Genomic DNA, 23,701 nt, shown 5'->3' with positions numbered 1-23,701 from the left:
AGGACACACGATGAACGCACCTTGGAATTCCAGCATGCCGGGCAATCGCGATCCCTTCGCCGCATTCATCTGCGACGATAACGCGCTCGATACGCTGCGCCCGGTCGTGGCCGAGCTCGGCTGGGCGCCGGAAAAATGCGCCAAGGGTGGCCTGCGCAACGCGATCCAGAGCCTCTCCGTCTCTGCCAGCCCCAATATCCTGGTGGTCGACCTGTCCGAGTGCAGCGACCCCCTGACCGAGATCAACGGCCTTGCCGAAGTCTGCGAACCCGGCACGGTGGTGATTGCCGTGGGCCAGGTGAACGACGTACGGCTCTATCGCGATCTGCTTGCCAGCGGCATTCACGACTATCTGCTCAAACCGCTGGCTTCGGGCCAGTTGCGCGATGCGCTGAACGAAGCGCAGGCCGTGTTCTCCACGCCCAAGACGGCCGACGCGGCGACGGCGAAGCGCCATGTCTCCACCGCGGTCGTCGGCACGCGCGGCGGGGCCGGTGCCTCGACCGTGGCGACCTCGCTCGCATGGATTTTCAGCGACGAACACAAGCTGCCGACCGCGCTGCTCGATCTGGACGTGCATTTCGGTACCGGCGCGCTGACGCTGGATCTCGAACCGGGCCGCGGGCTGACCGACGCGATCGACAATCCCAGCCGGATCGACGGCCTGTTCATCGAACGCGCGATGATCCGCGCGAACGACAATCTGGCGGTCCTTTCCGCCGAAGCCCCGATCAGCGCGCCGCTGATGACCGACGGTGCCGCCTTCGTGCAGCTGGAAGAGGAATTCCGGCAGGCCTTCGAAGTGACGGTAATCGATCTGCCGCGCAACATGCTGATCAATTTCCCGCAGCTGCTCGCGGATGTGAACATCGTGACGCTGGTGTGCGAATTCACGCTCGCCTCCGCGCGCGATGCGATCCGCATCCTCAGCTGGCTCAAGACCTACGCGCCCCATGCCCAGCCGCTGCTGGTGGCCAACAAGGCGAAGAGCGGCCTGGCGGAAATCAGCCGCGCCGATTTCGAAGCCTCGGTCGAACGCAAGGTTGATTTCGTGCTGCCCGAGGATGCCAAGGCGGCCACCAATGCCGCCAAGCTCGGCCAAGCTTTCGTGGAAGCCAACAAGTCCAGCAAGGTGACGGCACAGCTGCGCAAGGTGGTGGAACACATCGGTTCGGCGGGTGACGAAGAGCTGGTGAACGAAGAGGAATCGAGCAAGAAATCCCTGCTCGGCTCGCTCGATCTCAAGGGCCTGCTGACACCTTCGAAGAAAGAGAAGTCGCGCAGCGAAAAGAAGCCCAAGACCAAGGGGGCAGCGAAAGCCGACGCATAGGGCCAACGGGCACGCGCCGATCCATGGACGGCGCTGCGCCCGGTTCCGCGCATCGGTGAAAAGAACGCACAGATGGACTTCATCCAGCTCCTCCCCCTTCTGATCGGCATGGCTGCGGCCGTGGGCCTCGTGATGGCCGCCTTCATCGGCCCGTCGACCCGCAAGCAGGTACAACGCCGGCTCAGCGGCGTGCGCTACCGCCACTCGGAAAGTTCCGAGGCGAAGGTCGAATCGCAGATGAAGAAGGCGATGGCCGCGCGCAAACCCAAGGTCCACAAGGTGGCCGGATCGGGTTCGCGTACCGAAGCGCTGGCCATCCGGCTGCAGCGTACCGGCCGCAGCTGGACGGTCTCGCAGTACATCTATGTCAGCCTCGGCCTGTCGATCGTTCTCGGGCTGATTCTCTATCTTCAGACCGGCGTGCCGTTGCTCTCGCTGGTCGGCGGGCTGTTCATCGGTGCGGGCCTGCCGCATCTGGTGGTGAACTTCTTCATCAAGCGCCGCACCACGCAATTCATCACGAAATTCCCCGACGCGATCGACCTGCTTGTCCGCGGGCTGCGCTCCGGCCTGCCGGTTACCGAGACGCTGGCCGTGGTCGCCCAGGAAATTTCCGGGCCCGTGGGGATCGAGTTCAAGGGCATCATCGAACGGATCAAGATCGGCCGATCGATGGAAGATGCCATGCAGGTCAGTGCCGACCGGCTCAACGTGCCCGAATTCAACTTCTTCACGATCACGCTGGCGATCCAGCGCGAGACCGGCGGCAACCTGGCCGAAACGCTGTCGAACCTGTCCGACGTGCTTCGCAAGCGCTCGCAGATGAAGCTCAAGATCAAGGCCATGAGCTCGGAATCGAAGGCCTCTGCCTATATCGTCGGTTCCCTGCCCTTCCTCGTCTTTGCGATGATCTGGTGGATCAACCCGAACTATCTCGGCGCGTTCTTCGTCGATGAACGCCTGATGGTGATCGGCCTTGGCGGGCTCGTGTGGATGGGCCTGGGCGTGTTCATCATGGCCAAGATGGTGAGCTTCGAGATCTGATGGACTTCGCGCCCGCCCTCCCTGTCGGCCTGCTGGCCGGATCGCCTTCCGGCCCCACCCTGCTGGGCGTCGACGTGATCCTGGTGGCGACCGTCCTGGCCGGTGTCGCCGCGATGGCGGTGATGCTTGCGATCTATGCCGCGATCACCGTGCGCGATCCCATGGCCAAGCGCGTGAAGGCGCTGAACGCCCGGCGCGACGAGCTGAAGGCGGGCATCGTCAAGGAGCATGGCCGCAAGCGCAAGAGCCTGGTGCGGCGGACCGAGAAGACCGACAAGGTCAAGGACACGCTCAACAATTTCAACGTCCTGCAGCCCAGCCAGGTGGCGCAGGTGCAGCAGAAGCTGGCCCATGCCGGCATCCGCAACAAGGAATACGCGGTCTACGTCATCCTGGCGCGCGCCATCGCGCCGGTCGTGCTGGGCCTCATCGCGTTCTACGTGCTCTACCTTTCGGGCATCTACGAGGACATGGGTTCGTTCAAGAAGCTCGGCGCGCTCTCTGTCGTGGTGTTCCTGGGCTACAAGGGGCCCGAACTCTACATCGGCAACAAGGCCAAGAAGCGCACCGATGCGATCCGCAAGGGCCTGCCCGACGCGCTCGACCTGCTGGTGATCTGCGCCGAGGCCGGCCTGACGGTGGACGCCGCGTTCAACCGCGTGGCCAAGGAACTGGGCCGCGCCTATCCCGAACTGGGCGACGAATTCCTGCTGACGGCCATCGAACTGTCATTCCTGAACGAGCGCAAGAAGGCGTTCGACAACCTCGCCTACCGCGTCGATCTGGAAGCCATCCAGGGCGTCGTCACCACGATGATCCAGACCGAACGCTACGGCACTCCGCTGGCATCGGCGCTGCGCGTCCTCTCGGCCGAATTCCGTAACGAGCGGATGATGCGTGCCGAGGAGAAGGCCGCACGCCTGCCCGCGATCATGACCGTGCCGCTGATCCTGTTCATCCTGCCCACGCTGTTCATCGTCATTCTGGGCCCGGCAGGCTGTTCCATCGCGGACGCATTCAGCAACTGAGTGCGGGTTCGCCTGGCGCGAACCCCACCCTTTCCGCCCGCTCGGGAGGTCTAAGCTCTACCCAAGCACCCGCCCGGCGACCGCATCCAGCTTCGCCATCAGCGCCTTGTCGCGCATTTCGGGTGCGGTGATGATCGCGTGTTCCAGCGCGGTGTCGACGGGACTGGCCCCGCGCGTTTCGGGCAGCGTCGCCACCAGTTCGTCCAGCATGGCGCGCGCGCGGTCCGCATTGCCCTTCAGGACGCTGAGAATGTCGAACGCCTCGACACCCGCTTCCTCGTCGCGCCAGCTGTCGTAGTCGGTCACCATGCCCAGCATCGCGTAAGGCAGCTCGGCTTCGCGGGCGAGGCGTGCTTCGGGCATGCCCGTCATCCCGATTACGTCGCCGCCCCAGCCGCGATACATGCGGCTTTCCGCGCGGGTGGAGAACTGGGGCCCTTCCATGGCGATGTAGGTGCCGCCGCGATGCACGGTCGATCCGCTCGCCTCGGCAGCGCCCGCCACCAGTGCCATCAGACGCGGGCAGACCGGGTCCGCCAGAGAGACATGCGCCACCAGCCCTTCCCCGAAGAAGCTGTGCGCGCGCCCGCTGGTCCGGTCGATGAACTGGTCCACCGCCACGAAGTGCGTCGGCGCCATCTCCTCGCGCAGGGAGCCGATGGCGCTGATGGCGACCAGATCGGTCACGCCGCAGCGCTTCATCACGTCGATATTGGCGCGGTAGTTGACCGTATCGGGCGACTTCGCATGCCCCGCCCCGTGGCGTGCCATGAAGGTGAGGCGCACGTTGCCGACCGTGCCCGTCGTCACCGGTCCGGAAGGATCGCCGAAGGGCGAGGAAACCTCGATCTGCTGCTGGTCTTCCAGCTCGATACCCTCGTACAACCCCGATCCGCCGAGGACGCCGATATGCCAACCATTACCGTTCATTTGTATTCGGGCTCCTGCCACCAGGGATAGAAATCGGGCATGTCGGTGGTGACATGGCCGGGAAAATCGGGCGCGCGCTTCTCAAGGAAGCTGGCGATGCCTTCCTTGGCATCCTGTCCGCGCGAAAGGCGATAGATCGCACGGCTGTCGATCCGGTGCGCCATCATCGGGTGTTCGGCGGCAGACAGCCGCCACAGCATCGCGCGGGTCATGGCAACCGAGAGCGCGGAGGTGTTTTCGGCAATCTCGTGCGCCAGGCCGCGCGCTGCATCCATCAGCTCGCCCTGAGGATGGACCGAGCGGACCAGCCCCGCCGCCAGCGCCTCGTCCGCACCGAAGATGCGCCCCGTCATGCACCATTCGAGCGCGGTCTGCATGCCGACGAGGCGCGGGAGGAACCAGCTCGACGCGGCTTCGGGGGTGATCCCCCGGCGCGCAAAGACGAAGCCGAAGCGCGCATTCTCGCTTGCCAGTCGCATGTCGAACGGCAGCTGCATGGTCGCGCCAACACCGACGGCGACGCCGTTGCACGCGCCGATCAGCGGCTTCTTGGAGTTGAACAGCCGCATCACCAGCCGGCCGCCACCATCGCGCACGACGGGATCGGAGAGGTCGTCCACCTCCTCGTCCGCAGAGAAAGGACCCTTTCCGCTATCGGGCGTCAGATCGGCCCCGGCGCAGAACGCCCGCTCCCCCTCGCCCGTCACGATCACTGCGCGCACCGCATCGTCCGCATCGGTGAGGTCGATCGCCTCGATCAGCTCGTCGCGCATCGCGTTGGTGAAGGCGTTCATCTTCTCCGGACGATGCAGCGTGATCGTGGCGATTGCGCCGTCGATATCGAGCTTGATCTGGGTGAAGTCAGGCATGCCGTTATCCTCCTGCCTGACACACCTGACACAGTGTCCTGGTGCAGAAAACCGCCTTGGGCCTCGCAGTGCCCGGATCGACATGTTTTCGGAAAGTTGCGGTGGCCATCTGCGAGGTGCGATAGAGCACCGCCGCCGCGGTAGGAAAGACCGAAGTGATGCAGTCCAAGCAGGCAATATCAGGCGTAAACGGCCGGTCGCCGCATTCCTGCGACCACCGGCCCTGAAAGCTGTCGAATTTTCAGGCGATCAATGCGTTTCGTGGCCCAGCGCCGCCGCAATCACGTCGATCCGCCCCCAGGTCGCCAGGTCGCCGGCAGCCGCCTTCGCACTGGCAACATCCATGCCCCAAGCAGCGGCGAGCACTTGCGCATTGCTGTAACCATAGGGCAGGTCGGCCCAATCGCAGCTGGCACCGCGTTCGCGGCTTTCGTTCAGCACCAGCGGAATGTTCGCAACCAGACCCGCACCGATCTTGTTGCCGATCTCGATCTTGCCCTGATAGGTGTCGGTTCCATAGAGTTCGCCGATCATCTTGGCATCGCAATAGGAATAGCCCGAGGCCCAGAAGCGATCGAGTGCGGTCTGCTCCATGTCGGGGTCGTGGCCGTCGCTTTCCCCGCCACCCAGTACGCCATAGACCTCGCCGCTATTGCCCATGGTGAACATGCGCGCGGCACGAGCCTTCGCGTCCCACGGCTCAACGCCCCACAGCTCACCCAGCTGTTCCGCGTCGTTGTACGAAAGGCCGGTATCCGCCCATTCGCACGCGAAGCCCCGGTTGCGGCTGGTCTGAAGCAGCGGGCCGAGATTTTCCGCATACCCGCCAAGGATCTTCATCCCGATCTGGATCTTGCCCTCGTAAGGGTCCATCCCCCACACCGCGCCGACCAGCTTGGCATCGCAATAGGTATAGGCGGAATTGCCGAAAGCGCGCACATAGTCGCTTTCCGATTGCGCCACGACCGGCTGATAGGCAATCAGCCCCGCCGCCGAGGTGGTCAGCATCAGGGCCAGCGCCACGCGCAGGCCGCGGCGGCGTTTATCCGGGTGTCTCATCGAATCCCTCCCAAAGGTTTTGCGACCCTTCAGGCACGACCCGGCCACACCCTATCACACTGCGCGGCATATACGCGCGAGGGTCTCACATCGGGGTAAGCTGCGGGATCACCTGTGACAGATCGGCACCGGCGGGCGGTATCGGCGGCGCATCGGGATCGAGGCAGAAACGCAGCACCGCTTCGCATCCCCGCGCCCAGCGCATGATCTGCGCGGCATCCAGCGTGGCGGGAAAGATGCGGAATTCGACCGTATCCTTGTCCTCGGGCGCGTTGACCAGATTGGCGAGATTGATGTCGCACCATTTCCTGAGACCCGCTTTGGCGAGCTGCCCGCGCGCAGCTTCCCAGTCGAGCGACTGGAACGCAAAACTGCCGGTCAGCTCGCCCAGACCAGGGGGCCAGCCGCCGGTACGCACGCATGCCGGGTTGCTCCGGGCAAAGGCGCGCAGGGCCGCGTGGTGCGCGGTGCAGAAGGCGATCAGGCGCGCGACCGCCCTTGCGCTGCGCATCGGTGCGGCATCGAAATGCAGGTGCGTCGCCCCCTCGTGCGGGATGGTGAAACCCAGCGCCCGCGCATCGCCGAGCAGATCGTCCAGCACCGCCAGATGATCCGCTTCGATCGGCGCGGTGACGATTTCGCACGGGCGTTCCCGCTCGCCGGGCAGCGGGGCACCGATGGCAATGGACGAGCCGTTCCTGTCGATCACCCGCACCATGCCGCCATCGTGACGCTCTGGTTCTGTCCCGAAGAGCGCTGCGAACGGCGTGAGCACCCGCTCCAGCGGCGCCTGCGCATCGCAATGCCTTGCGGCGAGCCGCAGCAGGCGCGCATCGTCGGCCACCAGCCGGTACCAGCCGGGTTGCGGGGCATGGCGCTTGTCGAGATCGCGCTGCAGCGTCAGGTCGTCGACGAAGCTGGCGACCCAGTTTCCCCGCGCGTCGGCAACCCTGAAACCCAGCGTCAGGTTCTCGAACACCGGCTGGCCGGGCAATGCGCTGGTCTCGCTTTCGGGGTGGAAGATACGGGTGACGGTGCCGCCCACACGCTCCGCCACGCGCTTCGCCAGGGTTTCGCGGCTCGCGCCCTTCGGAGCGAGCAATTCGATCTCGACCCCGATCTTCCAGTCGATGTCGCTCATCCCCTCCCCCCAAACAAAAATGGGCCCCTGCGTTCGGCAGGAGCCCATCGATTAGCACGGTTTGGCGATGTTTACCGCGGAGCCATGCGGATCGCACCGTCGAGGCGTACGTCCTCGCCGTTGAAGTAGGTGTTCTCCAGCATGACCATCGCCAGCTTGGCGTATTCCTCGGGCTTGCCGAGGCGCTTGGGGAACGGGACCGAGGCGTTGAGCGCTTCGATCGCCTTTTCGGGCAGGCCCATCAGCAGCGGGGTGTGGAAGATGCCGGGCAGGATCGTGTTCACCCGGATGCCCTCGCCCATCAGGTCGCGCGCGATAGGCAGGGTCATGCCGACGACGCCGCCCTTGGAGGCCGAGTAGGCCGCCTGACCGATCTGGCCGTCTTCGGCGGCGACCGATGCGGTGTTGACGATCGCGCCACGCTCCCCATCCTCGTTCAGCGGGTCGAGCGTCAGCATGCCCGCCGCCGAATGCGCGATGCAGCGGAAGGTGCCGACCAGATTGACCTGGATCACGAAATCGAACGCGGCCAGCGGGAAGTGCTTGATGCTGCCGTCTTCCTTGGAGCGGCTGGCGGTCTTGATCGCATTGCCGATGCCCGCGCAGTTCACGAGGATACGCTCCTGACCATGGGCTTCGCGCGCCTTGGCGAAAGCGGCTGCAACTTCTTCCTCGCTGGTCACGTTGACCTTGCAGAAGGTGCCGCCGAGTTCCTTGGCGACCTTCTCGCCCTCGTCTTCCTTCATGTCGAAGATCGCGACCTTGGCGCCCTTCGCGGCGATGGCGCGTGCAGTGGCAAGGCCGAGGCCCGATGCGCCGCCGGTGACGACTGCGGGGGTGTTTGCGGAAATGTCCATTCTGTCTCTCCTGATCTCTTTGCCCGCTCGCCCTGAGCTTGTCGAAGGGCCGCGCTTCCTCGTGCGCTAGGTCAAACGAAAGTGCGGTGCTTCGACGGGCTCAGCACGGGCGGGGTGTGTGGTCTGGTTAAAGTGCCTCGATAATGGTCACGTTGGCGACGCCGCCGCCTTCGCACATCGTCTGCAACCCGTATTTCTTGCCGCGCGCGTGGAGCGCGTGGACCAGCGTCGCCATCAGCTTGGTGCCGCTGGCGCCGAGCGGGTGGCCCAGCGCAATCGCACCGCCATTGACGTTGAGCTTCTCCGGGTCCGCACCCGTATGCTTCAGCCATGCCATAGGCACCGGCGCGAAAGCCTCGTTGACCTCGTACAGGTCGATATCGTCGATGGAGAGGCCTGCCTTCTTGAGCGCCTTGTCGGTTGCGAACAGCGGCTCTTCCAGCATGATCACCGGGTCGCCTGCAGTCACGGTAAGGTCGACGATCCGCGCCAGCGGGGTCAGTCCGTGTTCCTTCAGCATGGCCTCGGAAACGATCAGCGCCGCGCTCGATCCGTCGCAGATCTGGCTGGCCAGCGCGGCCGAGATGCGGCCGTCGGGGCTGAGCAGCTTGACGCCGGCAATCCCTTCGAGTGTGGCGTCGAAGCGGATGCCCTCGTCCACCGTGTGCATCTGCTCGCCATCCTCGGTCTGGATCGGGATCGGCACGATTTCCTTGTCGAAGGCGCCCGCCTTTGTCGCGGCGGCGGCTTTCTGGTGACTGGCAAGTGCGAAGCGGTCCATCTCGTCCTTCGAGATGTCGTGCTTCTTCGCCATCATCTCGGCGCCCATGAACTGGCTCCACTGGACGCCGGGATATTTCTCCTCGAGCCCGGGCGACTTATAATTGCCCAGACCTTCCTTCATGTGGAACATCGCGGAGCTGCCCATCGGCACGCGCGTCATGCTCTCCACGCCGCTCGCGATCACGACGTCCTGCGTCCCGCTCATCACCGCCTGCGCGGCGAACTGGATCGCCTGCTGCGAGCTGCCGCACTGCCGGTCGATCGTCACCGCGGGCGTGCTTTCCGGCAGATGCTTCGTCGCGAGAACTGCATTGCGCCCCACCTGCATCGCCTGCTGGCCCGCCTGGCTGACGCAGCCCATGATCACATCGTCGACCGCCTTGGGGTCAATCCCGGTGCGCTCCACCAGCGCGTCCAGCGTCTGCGCGGCGAGGTCCACCGGGTGCACATCGGCCAGCCTGCCGCCGCGCTTGCCCCCTGCGGTCCGCACTGCATCCACAATATAGGCGTCTGCCATCTGTCTCTCTCCCCAGTCTCTTGAATCGGCTGTTCACAACCCGAGTTTCGTTTCGAAACCGAAGTGACGGGGCCCCGCGAGCCTGTCAAGCGGCTGCGCCGGGTCGCCCTTCGGACCCACGCCGAGCCGTGCGGGGAGAACCGCAGCCGGAACGCGCCGACAAGGAAGCGTCACGCGGGGCCAGCCGGTCCGCCAGTCTGGCGCGATACTTCCTGCACTTTCCCACTCGATGCGATCGGGCAATGCCGCTCGATCCTGCGCCCGCCCGCGAGAAGGGCAAAGACGCCGGGCGGGCGTGACGGCATTGTCGTCGATCCGACTTGCGAATGTTGCGGAAGTGCAACAATCGGGTGGAAAGCCCCACGCAGCGGACGGTTTTCAATTGCTCGATCGTCACACCTCGCGCAGACAGCACGCGTGCCAAATCGGGGTGAAGCCTCGATTCTGCTCAGCTTGCGTTTTTTCCGTGCCGGGTCGCAGCCGGCTCTTTCTTGGGGGAAAGATCACAATGAAGACCTTATTTACCAACGCCGCTCGGCGCCGTGGTGTGCTTTATGCCACCGCGGGTGTAGCGGCACTCGCGTTTGCCTCGCCAGTACTGGCGCAGGATTCGGATGAAGGGGAAGAAGAATTCCCGACCACTCCGATTCCCGACACCACGGCGCCTGCGGCCGGCGATGTCATTACGGTGACGGGCTCGCGTATTCGCCGCCCCGAAATCGTTGGCACCGAGCCGACGACGTCGATTTCCGACGACTATTACGAAGATCGCAACATCACCAGCACGGCTGACGCCATCAACGAACTTCCCCAGTTCCGCGGCAGCGTCTCCCCCCGTGGCGACCAGGCGTCGTTCGGTGCGGGCGTCAACTTCGTCAACACCTTCGGCCTCGGTTCGAACCGGACCCTGAGCCTGGTCAACGGCCGTCGCGTCGTTTCCTCGAACCTGCCTTCGCTCTTCTCGGCCGGTGGCCCGGGTGTGCAGGTCGACCTTAACATCATCCCGACGATCCTGATCGAACGCATCGACAACGTCTTCGTCGGCGGTGCGCCGGTTTACGGTTCGGACGCCATCGCCGGGACCGTCAACATCATCCTTAAGGATCAGTACGAAGGTCTCGACCTGTCGGCGACCAGCGGGATCAGCGAGCGCGGCGACGCCTTCACCTACAACGTGTCGGGTGTCTTCGGTCAGAACTTCGCTGACGATCGCGGTAACGTCACCCTCGCCCTGTCGTACGACGATCAGGACGGTGTGCGCGGTTCCGAGCGCCAGCACGTGCGCGACAACGTCAGCAGCCTGAACAACAACTGCGCGCCCGGCACGAACCAGCCGGCGAATGACGGCCGCGTCAACCCGAACATCGGCTGTGACACTGGCCCGAACGACGGCGTTCCTGCCCGCGTTCTGTTCCCGAACACCAAGTCGCCCTACCTTTCGACGGGTGGCGTGATCGCGGACGCCGGTTTCGGTCTTGCGTTCAACCCCGATGGTACCCTGCGGGACAACATCTTCCCGGGCACGAACCTGACCGGCTTCTTCGGCACGGGCCTGAGCGATGGTGCCTATGACACCGCCGACCAGACCAACCTGACGGCGACGCTCGAGCGTTTCACCGCGAACCTCTTCCTGAGCTACGAAATCGTACCGGGCGTGGAAGCATACGGCGAAGGTCTCTACTACAAGAGCACCTCGATCGAAGAGGGCAACAACCCCTCGTTCAACACGTTCGTGTTCGATCCCGGCGTCAGCGGTGGCATCACCTACGACATCGCGACGAACCCGTTCCTGACCGACCAGGCACGCGCAACCCTGACGGGCCTCGGCCTGACGACGTTCAACGTTTCGCGTTCGAACGAAGATCTGTTCGACAACGGTACCATCACCGAAAGCGAACTGAAGCGTGGCGTTCTCGGTATTCGCGGTGACTTCGGTGGCCTGTTCGGCAACCGCTGGAACTACGACGTCAGCGTCAACTATGGTGAGAACGAGATCGAGAACTTCGGTACCGAGATCAACCAGCAGCGCTTCATCAACGCGGTCAACTACACCACCGATGGCAGCGGAAACGCCGTTTGTACGACGACCCCGCCCGCCGGTAACGCAACCGTCGTCGGCACGCCCATCGCAGATGCGAGCTGTGTGCCGCTGAACCTGCTGGGTGTCGGCGTCGCCAGCCAGGCCGCTCTCGACTACATCAGCGAAGATGTGCGCGAAGTTGCCAAGGTCAGCCAGGTCGTGGTCGGCGCCAACTTCGGTGGCGATTTGTTCGACACGTGGGCCGGCCCGGTCGGCTTCAACGTCGGTGCGGAATATCGTGAAGAAACCGCAAGCTTCACGCCGTCCGCCTTTACCATCAATGGTGAAGGCCGTGGTGCCGCGGTTGCCGCCATCAGCGGCAGCTACGATGTGAAGGAAGTGTTCGGCGAAGTCCTGGTGCCGCTTGCGAGCCCCTCGATGGATCTGCCGTTCCTTTACAGCGCAGAAGTGTTCGGTCGCGTTCGCTACGTCGACAACAGCGTGAACGGTGGCTTCACCGCCTACGCGGTTGGCGGCACGATCGCTCCGATCCAGGACATCACGTTCCGCGGTAACTTCACGCGTTCGTTCCGTGCGCCTGCGATTACCGAGCTGTTCCTGCCGCAGAGCCCCACGTTCGAGCGTCCGCCAGATCTTTGTACGGCTCAGGCACGCAACGCGGGTCCGGTTCCGGCAACGCGTTCGGCCAACTGTAATGCGTTCCTGGCGGCCACGGGCAACAACCCGGCCACCTACACGCTGCTTGCTGCGCAGGCTTCGGTTGCCGGCCTGAGCGGTGGTAATCCGAACCTCCAGAACGAAAAGGCTGACAGCTTCACCTTCGGTGTGATCGTCCGTCCGCGTTTCCTTCCGGGTCTCACGGTTACCGCCGACTACATCGACATCGAAATCGATGGTCCGATCGCTCAGCTCGACGCAAGCGATCTTGCCAGCGGCTGTTTCGACAACCCGAACTTCAACACCGCCGACCCGATCAACGGTAACGCGTTCTGTTCGGCTCTGGGCTTCGGCGCGAATGGCCAGATCCCGAACGATCCGTCGAACCCGGCGGTTGTTTCGGGCTTCGTCAACGGCCAGTCGGAGCTGTTCGAAGGCATCACCGGTGCCCTCGACTACGGCACGTCGCTGGGCGGCGTCGGGGTCCCCGGCGCACTGCGCATCGGCGGCGATCTGCTCTACGTGCAGCGTCGTATCGTGGACATCACCGGCGTTGCTCCGCAGCGTTCGGACGGTATCCGCGGTGACCCGCAGTTCTCGGGCCAGGCACGTCTGATCTACTCGCTCGACAACTTCGGTTTCGGCATCTACGCGAACTACATCGGCGAGCAGCTCTACTCTCGCTTCGATCGTGGTCCGAGCCCGAACGACACGCGCGAAATCGACGAGCTGGACGATTACGTGACGGTGAACCTGAACACGTTCTTCGAAACGGATGACGGTTTCCGCTTCAACGTCGGTGTCACCAACCTCTTCGACCGGATCGGCCAGGAATACTTCGGCTACATCATTCCGGGTTCGGAAAACGACGACATCGGCCGCCGCTACACGGTGAGCGTGTCCAAGTCCTTCTAATCTCCGGATTAGTCAGACAAAAAGAAAGGGCCCCGGGAAACCGGGGCCCTTTTTTGTTGTACCGCAAATTCAACGGTGACCGGCAAACGGACCGGCCGGACCCGGACACGCCGAGAGCGGTCGGCGACCCGCCCATGCGGATCGCCTGTCGCCCTCATCAGGGGGGAGGTCAGTCGACCGTGATGGAAAGCTGGCCGTCGCCCTCGTCGATCTTCACGGTGCTGCCATCGGGGACCTCGCCCTGCAGCAGGCGCTCGGCCAGCGGGTCCTGGACGTAGCGTTGCACAGCGCGCTTCAGCGGGCGCGCGCCATAGACCGGATCGTAGCCGACCCGCCCCAGCCAGCGCTTTGCCGCCTCGGTCAGCTCGAGCTCGATCTTGCGATCGCTGAGCAGCCTCTGCACGCGGTTCACCTGCAGTTCGACGATCGGCGCCATGTCTTCCTGGCTCAGGCGGTGGAACAGGATGATCTCGTCCAGCCGGTTGAGGAATTCGGGCCGGAAATGCCCGCGCACCACGTCCATCACCTGCGGCTCGACATCGCTGACCTGCTGATCGTCGCTCATGTTCGACAGGTACTGGCTGCCCAGGTTTGAGGTCAGGATAATCAGCGTGTTGGAGAAGTCCACCACCCTGCCCTGCCCGTCGGTCAGGCGGCCATCGTCGAGCACCTGCAGCAGCACGTTGAACACGTCGCTGTGGGCTTTCTCCACCTCATCAAACAGGACGACCTGATAGGGCCTGCGCCGCACGCTTTCGGTCAGCACGCCGCCTTCCTCGTAGCCGACATAGCCCGGAGGCGCGCCGATCAGGCGGGCGACCGCGTGCTTCTCCATGAATTCGCTCATGTCGATGCGGACCATGGCGTTGTCATCGTCGAACAGGAACTGCGCCAGCGCCTTGGTCAGCTCGGTCTTGCCGACGCCGGTCGGCCCGAGGAACAGGAAGGAGCCGAGCGGACGACCGGGGTCTTTCAAGCCGGCGCGCGCACGGCGCACCGCCTTGGACACGGCCTCGACCGCGTCTTTCTGCCCGATCACGCGCTTGCCCAGCGCCTCTTCCATGCGCAGCAGCTTGTCGCGCTCACCTTCGAGCATGCGGTCGACCGGAATGCCGGTCCAGCGCGCCACCACGCCTGCGATGTCTTCCTCGGTCACTTCCTCGCGCAGCAGCGCGTTGGAGGTGTGCCCTTCGGCTTCCTTCAGCTTGTTCTCAAGCTCCGGAATGCGCCCGTATTGCAGCTCCCCCGCCTTGGCGAGGTCGCCCGCACGCTGCGCCTGCTCCAGCTCGATCCGCGCCTGGTCGAGCTCTTCCTTGAGCCGCGATTCGGCGTGGATCTTGTCGCGCTCGCCCTGCCAGCGTGTGGTCAGTTCGGCACTGCGCTGTTCGAGATTGGCGAGGTCTTCCCGCAAGTCCTCCAGCCGCTGCGCGCTGGCATCGTCGCTTTCCTTGGCGAGTGCCTGCTCTTCGATCTTGAGCTGGATGATCCGGCGGTCGAGATTTTCGATCTCCTCGGGCTTGCTCTCCACCTCCATGCGGATGCGGCTGGCCGCTTCGTCCATCAGGTCGATCGCCTTGTCGGGCATGAAGCGGTTCTGGATGTAGCGGTTGGAAAGCTGCGCCGCGGCGACGATCGCACCGTCGGTGATCCGCACGCCGTGGTGCAGCTCGTACTTTTCCTTGATCCCGCGCAGGATGGAAATCGTGTCCTCCACGCTGGGCTCTTCGATATAGACCGGCTGGAAACGCCGCTGCAGCGCCGGGTCCTTCTCGACATACTTCTGATATTCGTCGAGCGTGGTGGCACCGATGCAGTGCAGCTCGCCCCGCGACAGCGCGGGCTTGAGCAGGTTGGACGCATCCATGCTGCCTTCGGAAGCCCCCGCCCCGATCAGCGTGTGCATCTCGTCGATGAACAGGATGATCTGCCCGTCCGAGCCCTTCACCTCGTCGAGGACGGCCTTCAAGCGTTCCTCGAACTCGCCGCGATATTTCGCGCCCGCGATCAGCGCGCCCATGTCGAGCGCCATCAGCGTGCGGTTCTTCAGACTGTCGGGCACGTCGCCATTGGCGATGCGCAGCGCGAGGCCTTCGGCAATCGCGGTCTTGCCGGTGCCGGGCTCGCCGATCAGCGCGGGGTTGTTCTTGGTCCGCCGGGCAAGGATCTGCACAGTGCGGCGGATTTCCTCGTCGCGGCCGATCACCGGGTCCAGCTTGCCGTCGCGCGCCGCCTGCGTCAGGTCACGGGCATATTTCTGCATCGCGTCGTAGGCCTGTTCGGCGTTGGCGGTGTCCGCCGTCTTGCCCTTGCGCAGTTCGCCAATGGCGCGCTCCAGCGCCTTCGCGTCGACGCCCGCCTCGGCCAGCGCGCTGCCGGCCTTGCTGTTGGACGCGAGCGCCAGGGCGACCAGCAACCGCTCCACCGTGACAAAGCTGTCGCCGGACTTTTCCGCGATCTGCTGCGCCTGGTCGAGCACGCGCACCGAGTCGTTATCGAGCCCGGGGCTCGCCTGCGCGCCGCTCCCGCTCACCGCAGGAATGCGCGCGAGTTCGTCGTCCACGCGCTGTTCCGCGCGTACGGGGTCGCCGCCCGCGCGCTGCACGAGCCCCGCGGCCATGCCTTCGGCATCGTCGAGCAACACCTTGAGGATGTGGAGCGGGGTGATCCGCTGGTGGTTCAGCCTGATGGCGGTGGTTTGCGCGGACTGTAGAAAACCTTTCGCGCGGTCGGTGAATTGTTCGAGGTTCATGCGGCCTCCTGGTCAGAACTTACTTTAAAAAGTAGGGCTGCAGGCGCGCAAGACAAGGAAGGGCAGCCGAATTTTACCGCCCTGCCCCGCGGCGGGAAACCGCCTTGTCGAAGGTCTCGATATAGGCGCGCGCACTGGCGAGAGCATCGACGGTGGTCTGCGTCGGCTCCGGGCGCGGCGCCGCGAGCACGCCTTCTATGGCGCGTGCGACCGCCTCAGGCTCACGCACCGTCAGGAGGCGTCCCGAGGCCGGCTCGCTCAGCAATTCGCGCATCGCCACGCTGCTTTCGGTGGCGACCACCGGGCTGCCCGCCGCCAGGGCCTCGACCACCACATTGGGCCGCCCCTCGTAGCGCGAGGTGAGCAGTAGCAGGTCGGCCTGCTCGATCACCTTCTCCATCCCTTCGACAAAGCCGGGCAGGTGCACCCGGCCCACCAGCCCCAGCCGCTCGATCAGCGCGGTCAGCCGGGCACGCTCGCTCCCCTCGCCATAAATGAACAGTTCGCGCCCCTCGGTCTGTGCCTTGGCGAAGGCACGGATCGCCAGCCCCCAGTCCTTCTGCGGTTCGAGGCGACCGATCCCCAGCAGGTAGCGCCCGGACGGCGGCGTTGCGACCTGTCCGCCGCCCACCGCGAGGTGCGGATTCTCGATGATGTCTATCCGCTCGCGAGGAATGCCGGCGCGGCGCACCGCATCTTCGGCCATGGCGCGCGACATCGCCACCACCCGGTCGATAAAACGATGGTGCTGGCGGACCCACAGCCCATTCGCCGTTCGCATCGGCCAAGCGAAATCGCGGCGGGCGAGATCGTTCGATATCTTCCACACGATAGGCGGGCTGCGCTCGCCCAGATGCATGCGGATGCGCGCGGCGGCCGAGGTATAGTGGTTGCCGGGGCAGAAGAATACGTCCGGCGCCACCGCGCCTATTGCGGGCGGCGCAGTCTTGCGGCCTCCGAAGTGCGGGACCCAGTCCACCTCTGGCGGCATGCTTGCTCGCAAGCGCTCCTCGACCGGAGATGCGAGAATCGCGACCTCGTGGCCAAGCTCCACCCAGTCCCGTGCGAGCCGCATGGCGACCCGCTCGACCCCGCCGCCCGAATAATGCTCCAGCCAGGTCGCAATCTTCATGGGCGCGCTTGCGAATCTGGGAGAATACGATCGCGCAGGAAGGCCCGCGAACCCCGCCTCACGCGGGAAAAACGGACCGCATGGTCCAGCACAAAAAAGGCGTTGGGCACGATCCGCATAGCAAGGCGAGCGGCTTTAACCACCTGCAGCAATAATTGACAGTCTTGTAAAAGCGTCCATAGCGTGCCCCCCATGGTGGAGAGGCCCGAGGGCGATAAGGAGTTTGTTGCCCGGGCTTTGCCGTGGGTGCGGCGTGCGTTCACCATCGGGATCGTCGCGTTCATCCTGTGGCGACTGACGCAGTTCGGCTGGGCCGAATTGCTTGCCAACCTTCCGCAAAACCCCGTTTTCTACATCGTCCAGATCATCGCCTATTCGGTGCTGCCGATCAGCGAAGTGGTGATCTTCGGCCGCCTGTTCGGTCAGCGTCTGTGGCGCGAATGGCCGGTCATGCTGCGCAAGCGTGCGCTGAACAATTCGGTGCTGGGCTATTCGGGAGAGGCCTATCTGGTCTTCTGGGTGAAGGAGCGCCTGGGCCTGCCGCGTCGCAAGGCGCTGTCCGCGATCAAGGACAATGTCCTGCTGTCCGGCTTCACCACCGCCGCCTTTGCCATCGCCGCCGCAGGCTTGCTGATCCTGATCCACCCTGCACTGCTGGACAAGAACGAACTCGCGCAATCGGGAGAGCGCAGTTTCCTGCTGTTCGCGGCGCTGTTCGGGCTGGCGCTCGCGATCGGCCACCGGTTTCGCAACCGCCTGTTCGGCATCGGATCGAAGCTGATCCTGTTCATTATTGCGATCCACGCCGCGCGCCTTGTGGCGACCTATTCGCTCCAGATGCTGCAATGGGACATCGGCATACCCGAAGGCACGATGATGCTGTGGTTCACCCTCATTGTGGTGCAGCTGCTCATCTCGCAATTGCCGCTGCTGCCCAATCGCGATCTGCTGTTCGTCGCCTTCATCCTCGAATTCGCGCCCGCGAGCGGCGTCGATCCTGCGGCGCTCAGGGCAATGATCCTGACGATCTATCTGATATATCAGCTGTTCAACTATTTCGCGCTGCTGGCCACGACGGCCATGCCCACCGCCCACGCCTATAACGAAGAAGCAAGAGAGCCGACATGATCCGCATTGTGAAATGGGGCGGCGCGCTCGTCTTGCTGCTGCTGCTCGTCACCGCAATCGCCCTGATGACGTGGGAGCCGTTCTTCGCCCGCGACGGCGTGGCCCCCGGGGGCGAACGGACTTACACGGCAGAAATCATCCGCGACGAATTCGGCGTGCCGCATATCTACGGCGATACCGACCCGGACGTCGCCTATGGCGTTGCCATCGCGCATAGCGAGGACGATTTCACCACCCTGCAGGATGTCATCGCGATGAGCCGGGGGCGCTACGGCGCGATTGCCGGTGAGGATGGCGCGGCGGTGGACTACGTCTATCACCTGCTCGACGCGCGCGGCACGGCGGAGCGCGAATGGGCCAGCCTGCCGCAGGATACGCGCGACCTGATCGATGCCTACGCCGTCGGCATGAACGATTACGCGAAGGCGCATCCGGACGAGGTGAAGCTGGGCAATCTGTTCCCCGTCAACGGGATCGACGTTGCCGCCGGTTTCGCGCTGCGCCAGCCGTTTTTCTTCGGGCTCGACCGGTTCCTCGGCCCGCTGGCCGCGGGCGAGCCGCTGCCGCCCGAATACGGGCCACGCATTCCGCAAGAGGGCGAAGCCGCCACCTTCCCGATCGACGATGCGCCGCGCATCATGGACGATCGGGCCAGCGCCGACTTCACCTCCATCGGCACCTATGGCGAGGATTTCCGCCAGGCCGGGTCCAATGCCTTCGCGGTCGCGCCGGAGAAATCGGGCGGGCCGACGATCCTGGTCTCCAACGCCCACCAGCCGTGGCGCGGCCCTGTCGCATGGTACGAAATGGTGGTGGAAAGCGGCGAAGGCTGGCACTTCGCGGGTGCGAACTTCCCGGGCAGCCCCTTCCCCTTCCTCGGCCATAACGAGAATCTGGGCTGGACCAACACGGTCAACACGCCCGACATGGTCGATATCTACAAGCTGGTGCTGGACGACAGCGGCACGCGCTATCGCTTCGATGGCGAATGGCGCGATCTGGAACACAAGCGCGTGCGGCTGGCCGCGCGGGTCGGCCCCTTCACCATTCCGGTGCGGCGCGATGTGTATCGCAGCGTCCACGGCCCGGTCATCAAAAACGACGACGGCGCCTTTGCGGTGCGCTTCGCCTCGCTGGGCAGCATCGACCAGCTCGATGCCTATTACCGCCTGAACAAGGCGCAGGATTTCGCCGAATGGCGCGAGATCATGGCGCGCGGTCAGGTGCCCTCCACCAACTTCATCTATGGCGATGCCGAGGGCAACATCGCCTATATCTACAACGCCGCCATCCCCGACCGGCCCGAGGGCTTCGACTGGCGCGTCGTGCTCCCGGGAGACACCAGCGCGGCCTTGTGGACCGACAAAGTCGCCTACGAAAGCCTGCCGCAATATTACAACCCGGCCAGCGGCTGGGTGATGAATGCCAACAACACGCCCTTCCTCGCCGCAGGCGAAGGCAGCGACCTGTCGCCGGAGGACTTCGCCCCGGAGATGGGCGTGGAGCTGAAGATGACCAATCGCGGCCGCCGGGCGTGGCTGCTGATGAACGAGGCAGAGCAGCTCGACCGCGAGACGCTGGAGGCGATCAAGTACGATACCGGCTACGAGAATGCGGGCTACGTGCGCCGCATGATGCGCGACATCGCCGCGATCGACGTTGATGAGCACCCCGAACTGGCCGACGCGCGCGCGCTGATGCTGGAATGGGATTTCACGGCAGACAATGTGGGCCGGGCCGATGCCATCGCGCTGCTCATGATCCGCGACTTCATGTCCTCCAGCTATCAGAAGACGCCCTGGCCCGACGCCGTTGAGGAACTGACGGCGGCGAAGGACCATCTGGAGACGCATTTCGGCCGTCTGACCCCGCCGATGGGCGAACTGCTGCGCTTGCGACAGGGCGACGTGGACCTTCCGCTGGACGGCGGATCGGACACGTTGCGCGCATCGACCACCTGGGATGTGGAGGAGGACGGCAGGCTGGCCGTGCGCCACGGAGACAGTTTCGTGATGTGGATCGAATGGCTGGAAGGGGAGCCGGTCTCCTCACGCTCGATCCAGCCATTCGGTGCGGCAACCACCCGGCCCCAAAGCCCGCATTTCGCAGATCAGTCTACGCTGTTTATCCAGCATCGCTTGAAGCCGGTACATTTCTGGCGCGACAATGTGTTAAGGTACGCCGTCACGCGAAACACGGTATCCAGCCAGCGCTGAACGTGCTTTTAGTCACGCAATTTCAATTCGTTGAATCGATAGGGGACTCAATGCTCAAGACCACCAAGACCAGCCTCGCGGCGCTCGCCGTAGCGCTCGCCGCCCCGGCGGTTATCGCCGTCCCGGCCCAGGCACAGGAAGCTGCCGCGCAGGACGTGGCTCCGCTGCAGAACCTCGTCGACGAGGTCGCCATTCCCTACGAGGAATTCCAGCTCGAAAACGGGCTGACCGTGATCGTTCACGAAGACCGCAAGGCCCCCATCGTGGGCGTGGCCGTGTGGTACAATGTCGGCTCCAAGGACGAGCCCAAGGGCCAGACCGGCTTCGCGCACCTGTTCGAACACCTGATGTTCAACGGGTCGGAAAACGCGCCCAACGACTATTTCCAGTACCTGCAGGAAATGGGCGCGACCGATTACAACGGCACCACCAATTTCGACCGCACCAACTACTTCCAGACCGTGCCTACCGGCGCGCTGGAACGCGCCCTGTGGCTGGAAAGCGACCGCATGGGTTACCTGCTGGGCGCGGTGACGCAGGAAAAGCTCGATAACCAGCGCGGCGTCGTCCAGAACGAAAAGCGCCAGGGCGACAACCAGCCCGGCGGCCTCGTGTTCTACGAAATCGTCAAGACGCTCTACCCCGAAGGCCACCCCTACGATCACACCCCGATCGGCTCGATGGCCGATCTGGATGCGGCCAGCCTCGAGGATGTGCGCAACTGGTTCCGCGACAATTACGGACCCAACAACGCCACGCTCGTGCTCGCGGGCGATATCTCGCCTGCCGAAGCGCGCCCGCTGGTGGAAAAGTACTTCGGCCCGATCGCGCGCGGCCCGGTGAACGAACCGGCGCAGGCCAAGGTGACCGAACTGACTGAAGACGTCCGCGTCGTCATGCAGGATCAGGTCGCTGCGGCGAACATCGCCAAGTACTGGTCCGTCCCCGGCATCACCGACCGCGATCTGACCGCGCTCACCGTGGGCGCCAACATCCTCGGCGGCCTCGCATCGAGCCGGCTGGACAACATGCTGGTGCGCGACGAACAGATCGCCGTGGGCGTCAGCGCAGGCAACTTCGCCTTCCAGCGTGTCGGCATCCTCAACCTGGGCGCGACCGTGCGCCCCGGCGTGGAAATCGAGACGGTCGAGAAGCGGCTGGACGAGATCATCGCGCAGTACATTGCCGAAGGCCCGACCGAAGACGAAGTGCGCCGTTCGGCCACCGCCAACCTTGCGAGCACGATCCGCGGGCTTGAGCAGGTGGGCGGCTTCGGCGGCAAGGCGGTGACGCTGGCGCAGGGCGAAGTGCTCGCCGGCGATCCCGGCTTCTTCGAACGCCAGCTTGAAATCCTCGCCACGCTGACCCCGGCCGAAGTGCAGGCCGCGATGAAGAAGTGGATGACCAAGCCCAGCCTCACGCTGGTGCTGCAGCCGGGCGAACGCACCGGCGAGTACGAGGAAGCGGCCTCGGTTGCCGCCAGCGATGCGGACGAGGCCGAAGCGGCCCCGGGCGCGAACGAGATCACCGTGACCAAGGAACGCCCTGCCCCGCCGATCAGCGAGCTGAGCGATCTGGAATTCCCCGATGTGACGGAGACGACGCTCTCCAACGGGATCACCGTCTACTACGCGCAGCGCGATGCGGTGCCGGTCACGCGGGTGGCGCTTTCCTTCGATGCCGGTTCGGCAGCCGACCCGCTCGAAAAGCGTGGCCTCGAAGGCCTGACGCTCGGCCTGATGGACGAAGGCACCACCACCCGCACCTCGCAGGAGCTCGCCGAAGCCAAGGAACGCCTCGGCGCGGTCATTTCCTTCGGTGGCGGTTCGGACCGCTCCACGGTGACGCTGTCCTCGCTCAGTGCAAATCTCGCGCCCTCGCTCGAACTGATGACCGATATCGTTCGCAACCCGGCTTTCGACCAGGATGAGCTGGAGCGGGTGCGGACGCAGACCGTCACCGGCATCCAGCAGTCGCTCAAGTCGCCCGAAGGGCTTGCGTTCTTCACGATCTCTCCGCTGATCTACGGCAGCAACAATGCCTATGGCGCGCCGGAGACGGTGGAGACCGTGCAGGCGATCACCCGTGAGGACCTGATCGATTTCAAGCAGCGCTGGCTGCGCCCCGACAATGCGGACATCTTCGTGGTGTCCGACATGGCGCTGTCCGAAGTGATGCCCGGCCTCGAAGCCGCTTTCGGCAACTGGCAGGCGCCCTCCGTGCCCAAGGGAACCAAGGCGTTCGACAATATCGCCAAGGCGCCCGAAAGCTCGCGGATCGTGCTCGTCAACCGGCCCAACTCGCCGCAGAGCTACATCATTGGCGGGCAGATCACCGATGTGGACGCCAAGGACCCGGCGATCATCGATCTGTACAATGCCAATAACGCACTCGGCGGCAACTTCCTCGCCCGGCTCAACATGAACCTGCGCGAGACCAAGGGCTGGAGCTACGGCGTGCGCGGCAGCGTGAACCGGCAGGAAAACGCGGTCTCCTACTTCGTGTCCGCGCCGGTCCAGGCAGACCGGACGGGCGATGCCATGGCCGAGCTGATCCGCGAGGTGGACGAATTCGTCACCACGCGCGGCGTCACCGACGAAGAGCTGACCCGGATCGTCAACAACGAGATCCTGCAGCTGCCCGGCCAGTACGAAACCGCCGGTGCGGTGCTCAGCGCGATCCAGGGCAACGTGATGTACGATCGCCCGATGGATTATCAGGAGACGCTGGCCGAGAGCTATCGCGCCCAGACGCGCGAGAGCCTGGACGCTGCCGCCCGCGCCGCGATCGATCCCGATCGCTTCACCTGGGTGATCGTGGGCGATGCCGAACAGGTCCGTCCGCAGCTGGAATCTCTCGGTCTGCCGGTGGAAACCGTCCAGCCCGAGTAACGTTATTGACATCAGTGTAGGTGCGGGCGATGGCCCGCCCTACCCAGCACCAACGCGAGAGGAGTACCGCTTATGTCCGTAGCCGGAACCTACGAAACCGTCGTGAAGAGCCCGATGGGCGACCAGAAGGGCACCTTTACCGTCGTCCCCGGCGACGATGGCAACACCTTCACCGGCTCCATGGCCGGCGGCATGGGCTCGATGGACGTCAAGGATGGCACCATCGATGGCAACACGCTGCGCTGGAAGATGGATATGACCGTCCCCATGCCGATGGAACTCAACTGCGAAGCCACGGTCGACGGCGACCAGCTGACCGGCAAGGTGAACGCAGGCGCCTTCGGCGACATGCCGCTGACCGGCGAACGCCAGGGCTGAGGCCAGCCTTCATACACAAATCGAAAGGGCCGCCGG

16 protein-coding genes are annotated in these 23,701 nt (G+C 64.5%); 8 read left to right on the top strand and 8 right to left on the bottom strand.

The window, feature by feature from the left end; genetic code table 11:
* The first annotated feature begins 10 nt into the window (after positions 1-10).
* From ADAD_RS0107055 to ADAD_RS0107045, 3 genes are all read left to right on the top strand, one after another.
* A complete protein-coding gene (locus ADAD_RS0107055; protein WP_050803719.1) occupies positions 11-1,330 on the top strand; it encodes a pilus assembly protein CpaE in 1,320 nt (439 codons plus the stop codon).
* Between the two features lie 72 nt (positions 1,331-1,402).
* Positions 1,403-2,374 carry a type II secretion system F family protein gene (locus tag ADAD_RS0107050; RefSeq protein ID WP_010411693.1) on the top strand — a complete coding sequence of 324 codons (972 nt, stop codon included), beginning with the start codon at positions 1,403-1,405 and terminating at the stop codon, positions 2,372-2,374.
* Positions 2,374-3,402, top strand: coding sequence for a type II secretion system F family protein (locus tag ADAD_RS0107045; RefSeq protein WP_010411691.1), 1,029 nt, complete (start codon positions 2,374-2,376; stop codon positions 3,400-3,402). Before ADAD_RS0107050 ends, ADAD_RS0107045 begins: the two co-directional genes overlap by 1 nt.
* A 57-nt stretch (positions 3,403-3,459) precedes the next feature.
* Here ADAD_RS0107045 and mtnP read toward each other — a convergent pair whose 3' ends face one another.
* From mtnP to ADAD_RS0107015, 6 genes are all read right to left on the bottom strand, one after another.
* A complete protein-coding gene (gene mtnP, locus ADAD_RS0107040) occupies positions 3,460-4,332 on the bottom strand; it encodes an S-methyl-5'-thioadenosine phosphorylase (protein WP_033193256.1) in 873 nt (290 codons plus the stop codon).
* Positions 4,329-5,201 carry a crotonase/enoyl-CoA hydratase family protein gene (locus ADAD_RS0107035; RefSeq protein ID WP_010411684.1) on the bottom strand — a complete coding sequence of 291 codons (873 nt, stop codon included), beginning with the start codon at positions 5,199-5,201 and terminating at the stop codon, positions 4,329-4,331. Before ADAD_RS0107035 ends, mtnP begins: the two co-directional genes overlap by 4 nt.
* A 249-nt stretch (positions 5,202-5,450) precedes the next feature.
* Positions 5,451-6,260 carry a hypothetical protein gene (locus ADAD_RS0107030; RefSeq protein ID WP_010411681.1) on the bottom strand — a complete coding sequence of 270 codons (810 nt, stop codon included), beginning with the start codon at positions 6,258-6,260 and terminating at the stop codon, positions 5,451-5,453.
* Between the two features lie 85 nt (positions 6,261-6,345).
* The gene (locus tag ADAD_RS0107025) at positions 6,346-7,401 is read right to left on the bottom strand and encodes an amidoligase family protein (RefSeq protein ID WP_010411676.1); all 1,056 of its coding nucleotides are present in this window, start codon (positions 7,399-7,401) and stop codon (positions 6,346-6,348) included.
* A 71-nt stretch (positions 7,402-7,472) separates the two neighbouring features.
* Positions 7,473-8,258: an SDR family NAD(P)-dependent oxidoreductase gene (locus tag ADAD_RS0107020; protein WP_010411673.1), complete on the bottom strand. Its 786-nt coding sequence runs from the start codon at positions 8,256-8,258 to the stop codon at positions 7,473-7,475.
* Positions 8,259-8,385: 127 nt separating this feature from the next.
* Positions 8,386-9,558 (bottom strand): acetyl-CoA C-acetyltransferase, encoded by a 1,173-nt coding sequence (locus ADAD_RS0107015; RefSeq protein WP_010411669.1) that lies wholly within the window; start codon positions 9,556-9,558, stop codon positions 8,386-8,388.
* A 508-nt stretch (positions 9,559-10,066) separates the two neighbouring features.
* Between ADAD_RS0107015 and ADAD_RS15695 the strand changes: the two genes are divergently transcribed.
* Positions 10,067-13,171, top strand: a complete 3,105-nt coding sequence (locus ADAD_RS15695) for a TonB-dependent receptor domain-containing protein (protein ID WP_010411665.1) — start codon at positions 10,067-10,069, stop codon at positions 13,169-13,171.
* A gap of 169 nt (positions 13,172-13,340) precedes the next feature.
* On the opposite strand, the gene clpB is transcribed toward ADAD_RS15695, so the two are convergent.
* Both clpB and ADAD_RS0107000 read right to left on the bottom strand, forming a co-directional pair.
* On the bottom strand, positions 13,341-15,920 hold the full coding sequence (gene clpB, locus ADAD_RS0107005; RefSeq protein WP_010411664.1) for an ATP-dependent chaperone ClpB: 2,580 nt from the start codon (positions 15,918-15,920) through the stop codon (positions 13,341-13,343).
* Positions 15,921-15,993: 73 nt separating this feature from the next.
* A complete protein-coding gene (locus tag ADAD_RS0107000) occupies positions 15,994-17,052 on the bottom strand; it encodes a glycosyltransferase (RefSeq protein ID WP_010411662.1) in 1,059 nt (352 codons plus the stop codon).
* 192 nt (positions 17,053-17,244) lie between these two features.
* Between ADAD_RS0107000 and ADAD_RS0106995 the strand changes: the two genes are divergently transcribed.
* The 4 genes from ADAD_RS0106995 to ADAD_RS0106980 all read left to right on the top strand — a co-directional run bounded on the left by ADAD_RS0106995 (position 17,245) and on the right by ADAD_RS0106980 (position 23,665).
* Positions 17,245-18,180, top strand: a complete 936-nt coding sequence (locus tag ADAD_RS0106995) for a hypothetical protein (protein WP_010411658.1) — start codon at positions 17,245-17,247, stop codon at positions 18,178-18,180.
* On the top strand, positions 18,177-20,396 hold the full coding sequence (locus ADAD_RS0106990) for an acylase (protein ID WP_010411656.1): 2,220 nt from the start codon (positions 18,177-18,179) through the stop codon (positions 20,394-20,396). The genes ADAD_RS0106995 and ADAD_RS0106990 overlap by 4 nt, the downstream gene beginning before the upstream one ends.
* A gap of 50 nt (positions 20,397-20,446) precedes the next feature.
* Positions 20,447-23,287, top strand: coding sequence for a M16 family metallopeptidase (locus ADAD_RS0106985; RefSeq protein WP_010411655.1), 2,841 nt, complete (start codon positions 20,447-20,449; stop codon positions 23,285-23,287).
* Positions 23,288-23,359: 72 nt separating this feature from the next.
* Complete coding sequence (locus tag ADAD_RS0106980; protein WP_010411654.1) at positions 23,360-23,665, top strand: hypothetical protein; 306 nt, start codon at positions 23,360-23,362, stop codon at positions 23,663-23,665.
* Positions 23,666-23,701 lie beyond the last annotated feature (36 nt).

The sequence above is a fragment of the Citromicrobium sp. JLT1363 genome (assembly GCF_000186705.1).
In the GTDB taxonomy this organism is placed as follows: Bacteria; Pseudomonadota; Alphaproteobacteria; order Sphingomonadales; family Sphingomonadaceae; genus Alteriqipengyuania.
This window is presented reverse-complemented; position numbering and strand designations above follow the sequence as displayed.

What these genes read in the sequence shown, in the direction of transcription:
- ADAD_RS0107015 (WP_010411669.1), bottom strand. Translation starts at nt 9,558, where the DNA reads ATGGCAGACGCCTATATTGTGGATGCAGTGCGGACCGCAGGGGGCAAG.
- ADAD_RS0107030 (WP_010411681.1), bottom strand. Translation starts at nt 6,260, where the DNA reads ATGAGACACCCGGATAAACGCCGCCGCGGCCTGCGCGTGGCGCTGGCC.
- ADAD_RS0107050 (WP_010411693.1), top strand. Translation starts at nt 1,403, where the DNA reads ATGGACTTCATCCAGCTCCTCCCCCTTCTGATCGGCATGGCTGCGGCC.
- ADAD_RS0106980 (WP_010411654.1), top strand. Translation starts at nt 23,360, where the DNA reads ATGTCCGTAGCCGGAACCTACGAAACCGTCGTGAAGAGCCCGATGGGC.
- ADAD_RS0107035 (WP_010411684.1), bottom strand. Translation starts at nt 5,201, where the DNA reads ATGCCTGACTTCACCCAGATCAAGCTCGATATCGACGGCGCAATCGCC.
- ADAD_RS0107045 (WP_010411691.1), top strand. Translation starts at nt 2,374, where the DNA reads ATGGACTTCGCGCCCGCCCTCCCTGTCGGCCTGCTGGCCGGATCGCCT.
- ADAD_RS0107025 (WP_010411676.1), bottom strand. Translation starts at nt 7,401, where the DNA reads ATGAGCGACATCGACTGGAAGATCGGGGTCGAGATCGAATTGCTCGCT.
- clpB (WP_010411664.1), bottom strand. Translation starts at nt 15,920, where the DNA reads ATGAACCTCGAACAATTCACCGACCGCGCGAAAGGTTTTCTACAGTCC.
- ADAD_RS0107055 (WP_050803719.1), top strand. Translation starts at nt 11, where the DNA reads ATGAACGCACCTTGGAATTCCAGCATGCCGGGCAATCGCGATCCCTTC.
- ADAD_RS0107000 (WP_010411662.1), bottom strand. Translation starts at nt 17,052, where the DNA reads ATGAAGATTGCGACCTGGCTGGAGCATTATTCGGGCGGCGGGGTCGAG.
- ADAD_RS0106995 (WP_010411658.1), top strand. Translation starts at nt 17,245, where the DNA reads ATGGTGGAGAGGCCCGAGGGCGATAAGGAGTTTGTTGCCCGGGCTTTG.
- ADAD_RS0106990 (WP_010411656.1), top strand. Translation starts at nt 18,177, where the DNA reads ATGATCCGCATTGTGAAATGGGGCGGCGCGCTCGTCTTGCTGCTGCTG.
- ADAD_RS0106985 (WP_010411655.1), top strand. Translation starts at nt 20,447, where the DNA reads ATGCTCAAGACCACCAAGACCAGCCTCGCGGCGCTCGCCGTAGCGCTC.
- mtnP (WP_033193256.1), bottom strand. Translation starts at nt 4,332, where the DNA reads ATGAACGGTAATGGTTGGCATATCGGCGTCCTCGGCGGATCGGGGTTG.
- ADAD_RS15695 (WP_010411665.1), top strand. Translation starts at nt 10,067, where the DNA reads ATGAAGACCTTATTTACCAACGCCGCTCGGCGCCGTGGTGTGCTTTAT.
- ADAD_RS0107020 (WP_010411673.1), bottom strand. Translation starts at nt 8,258, where the DNA reads ATGGACATTTCCGCAAACACCCCCGCAGTCGTCACCGGCGGCGCATCG.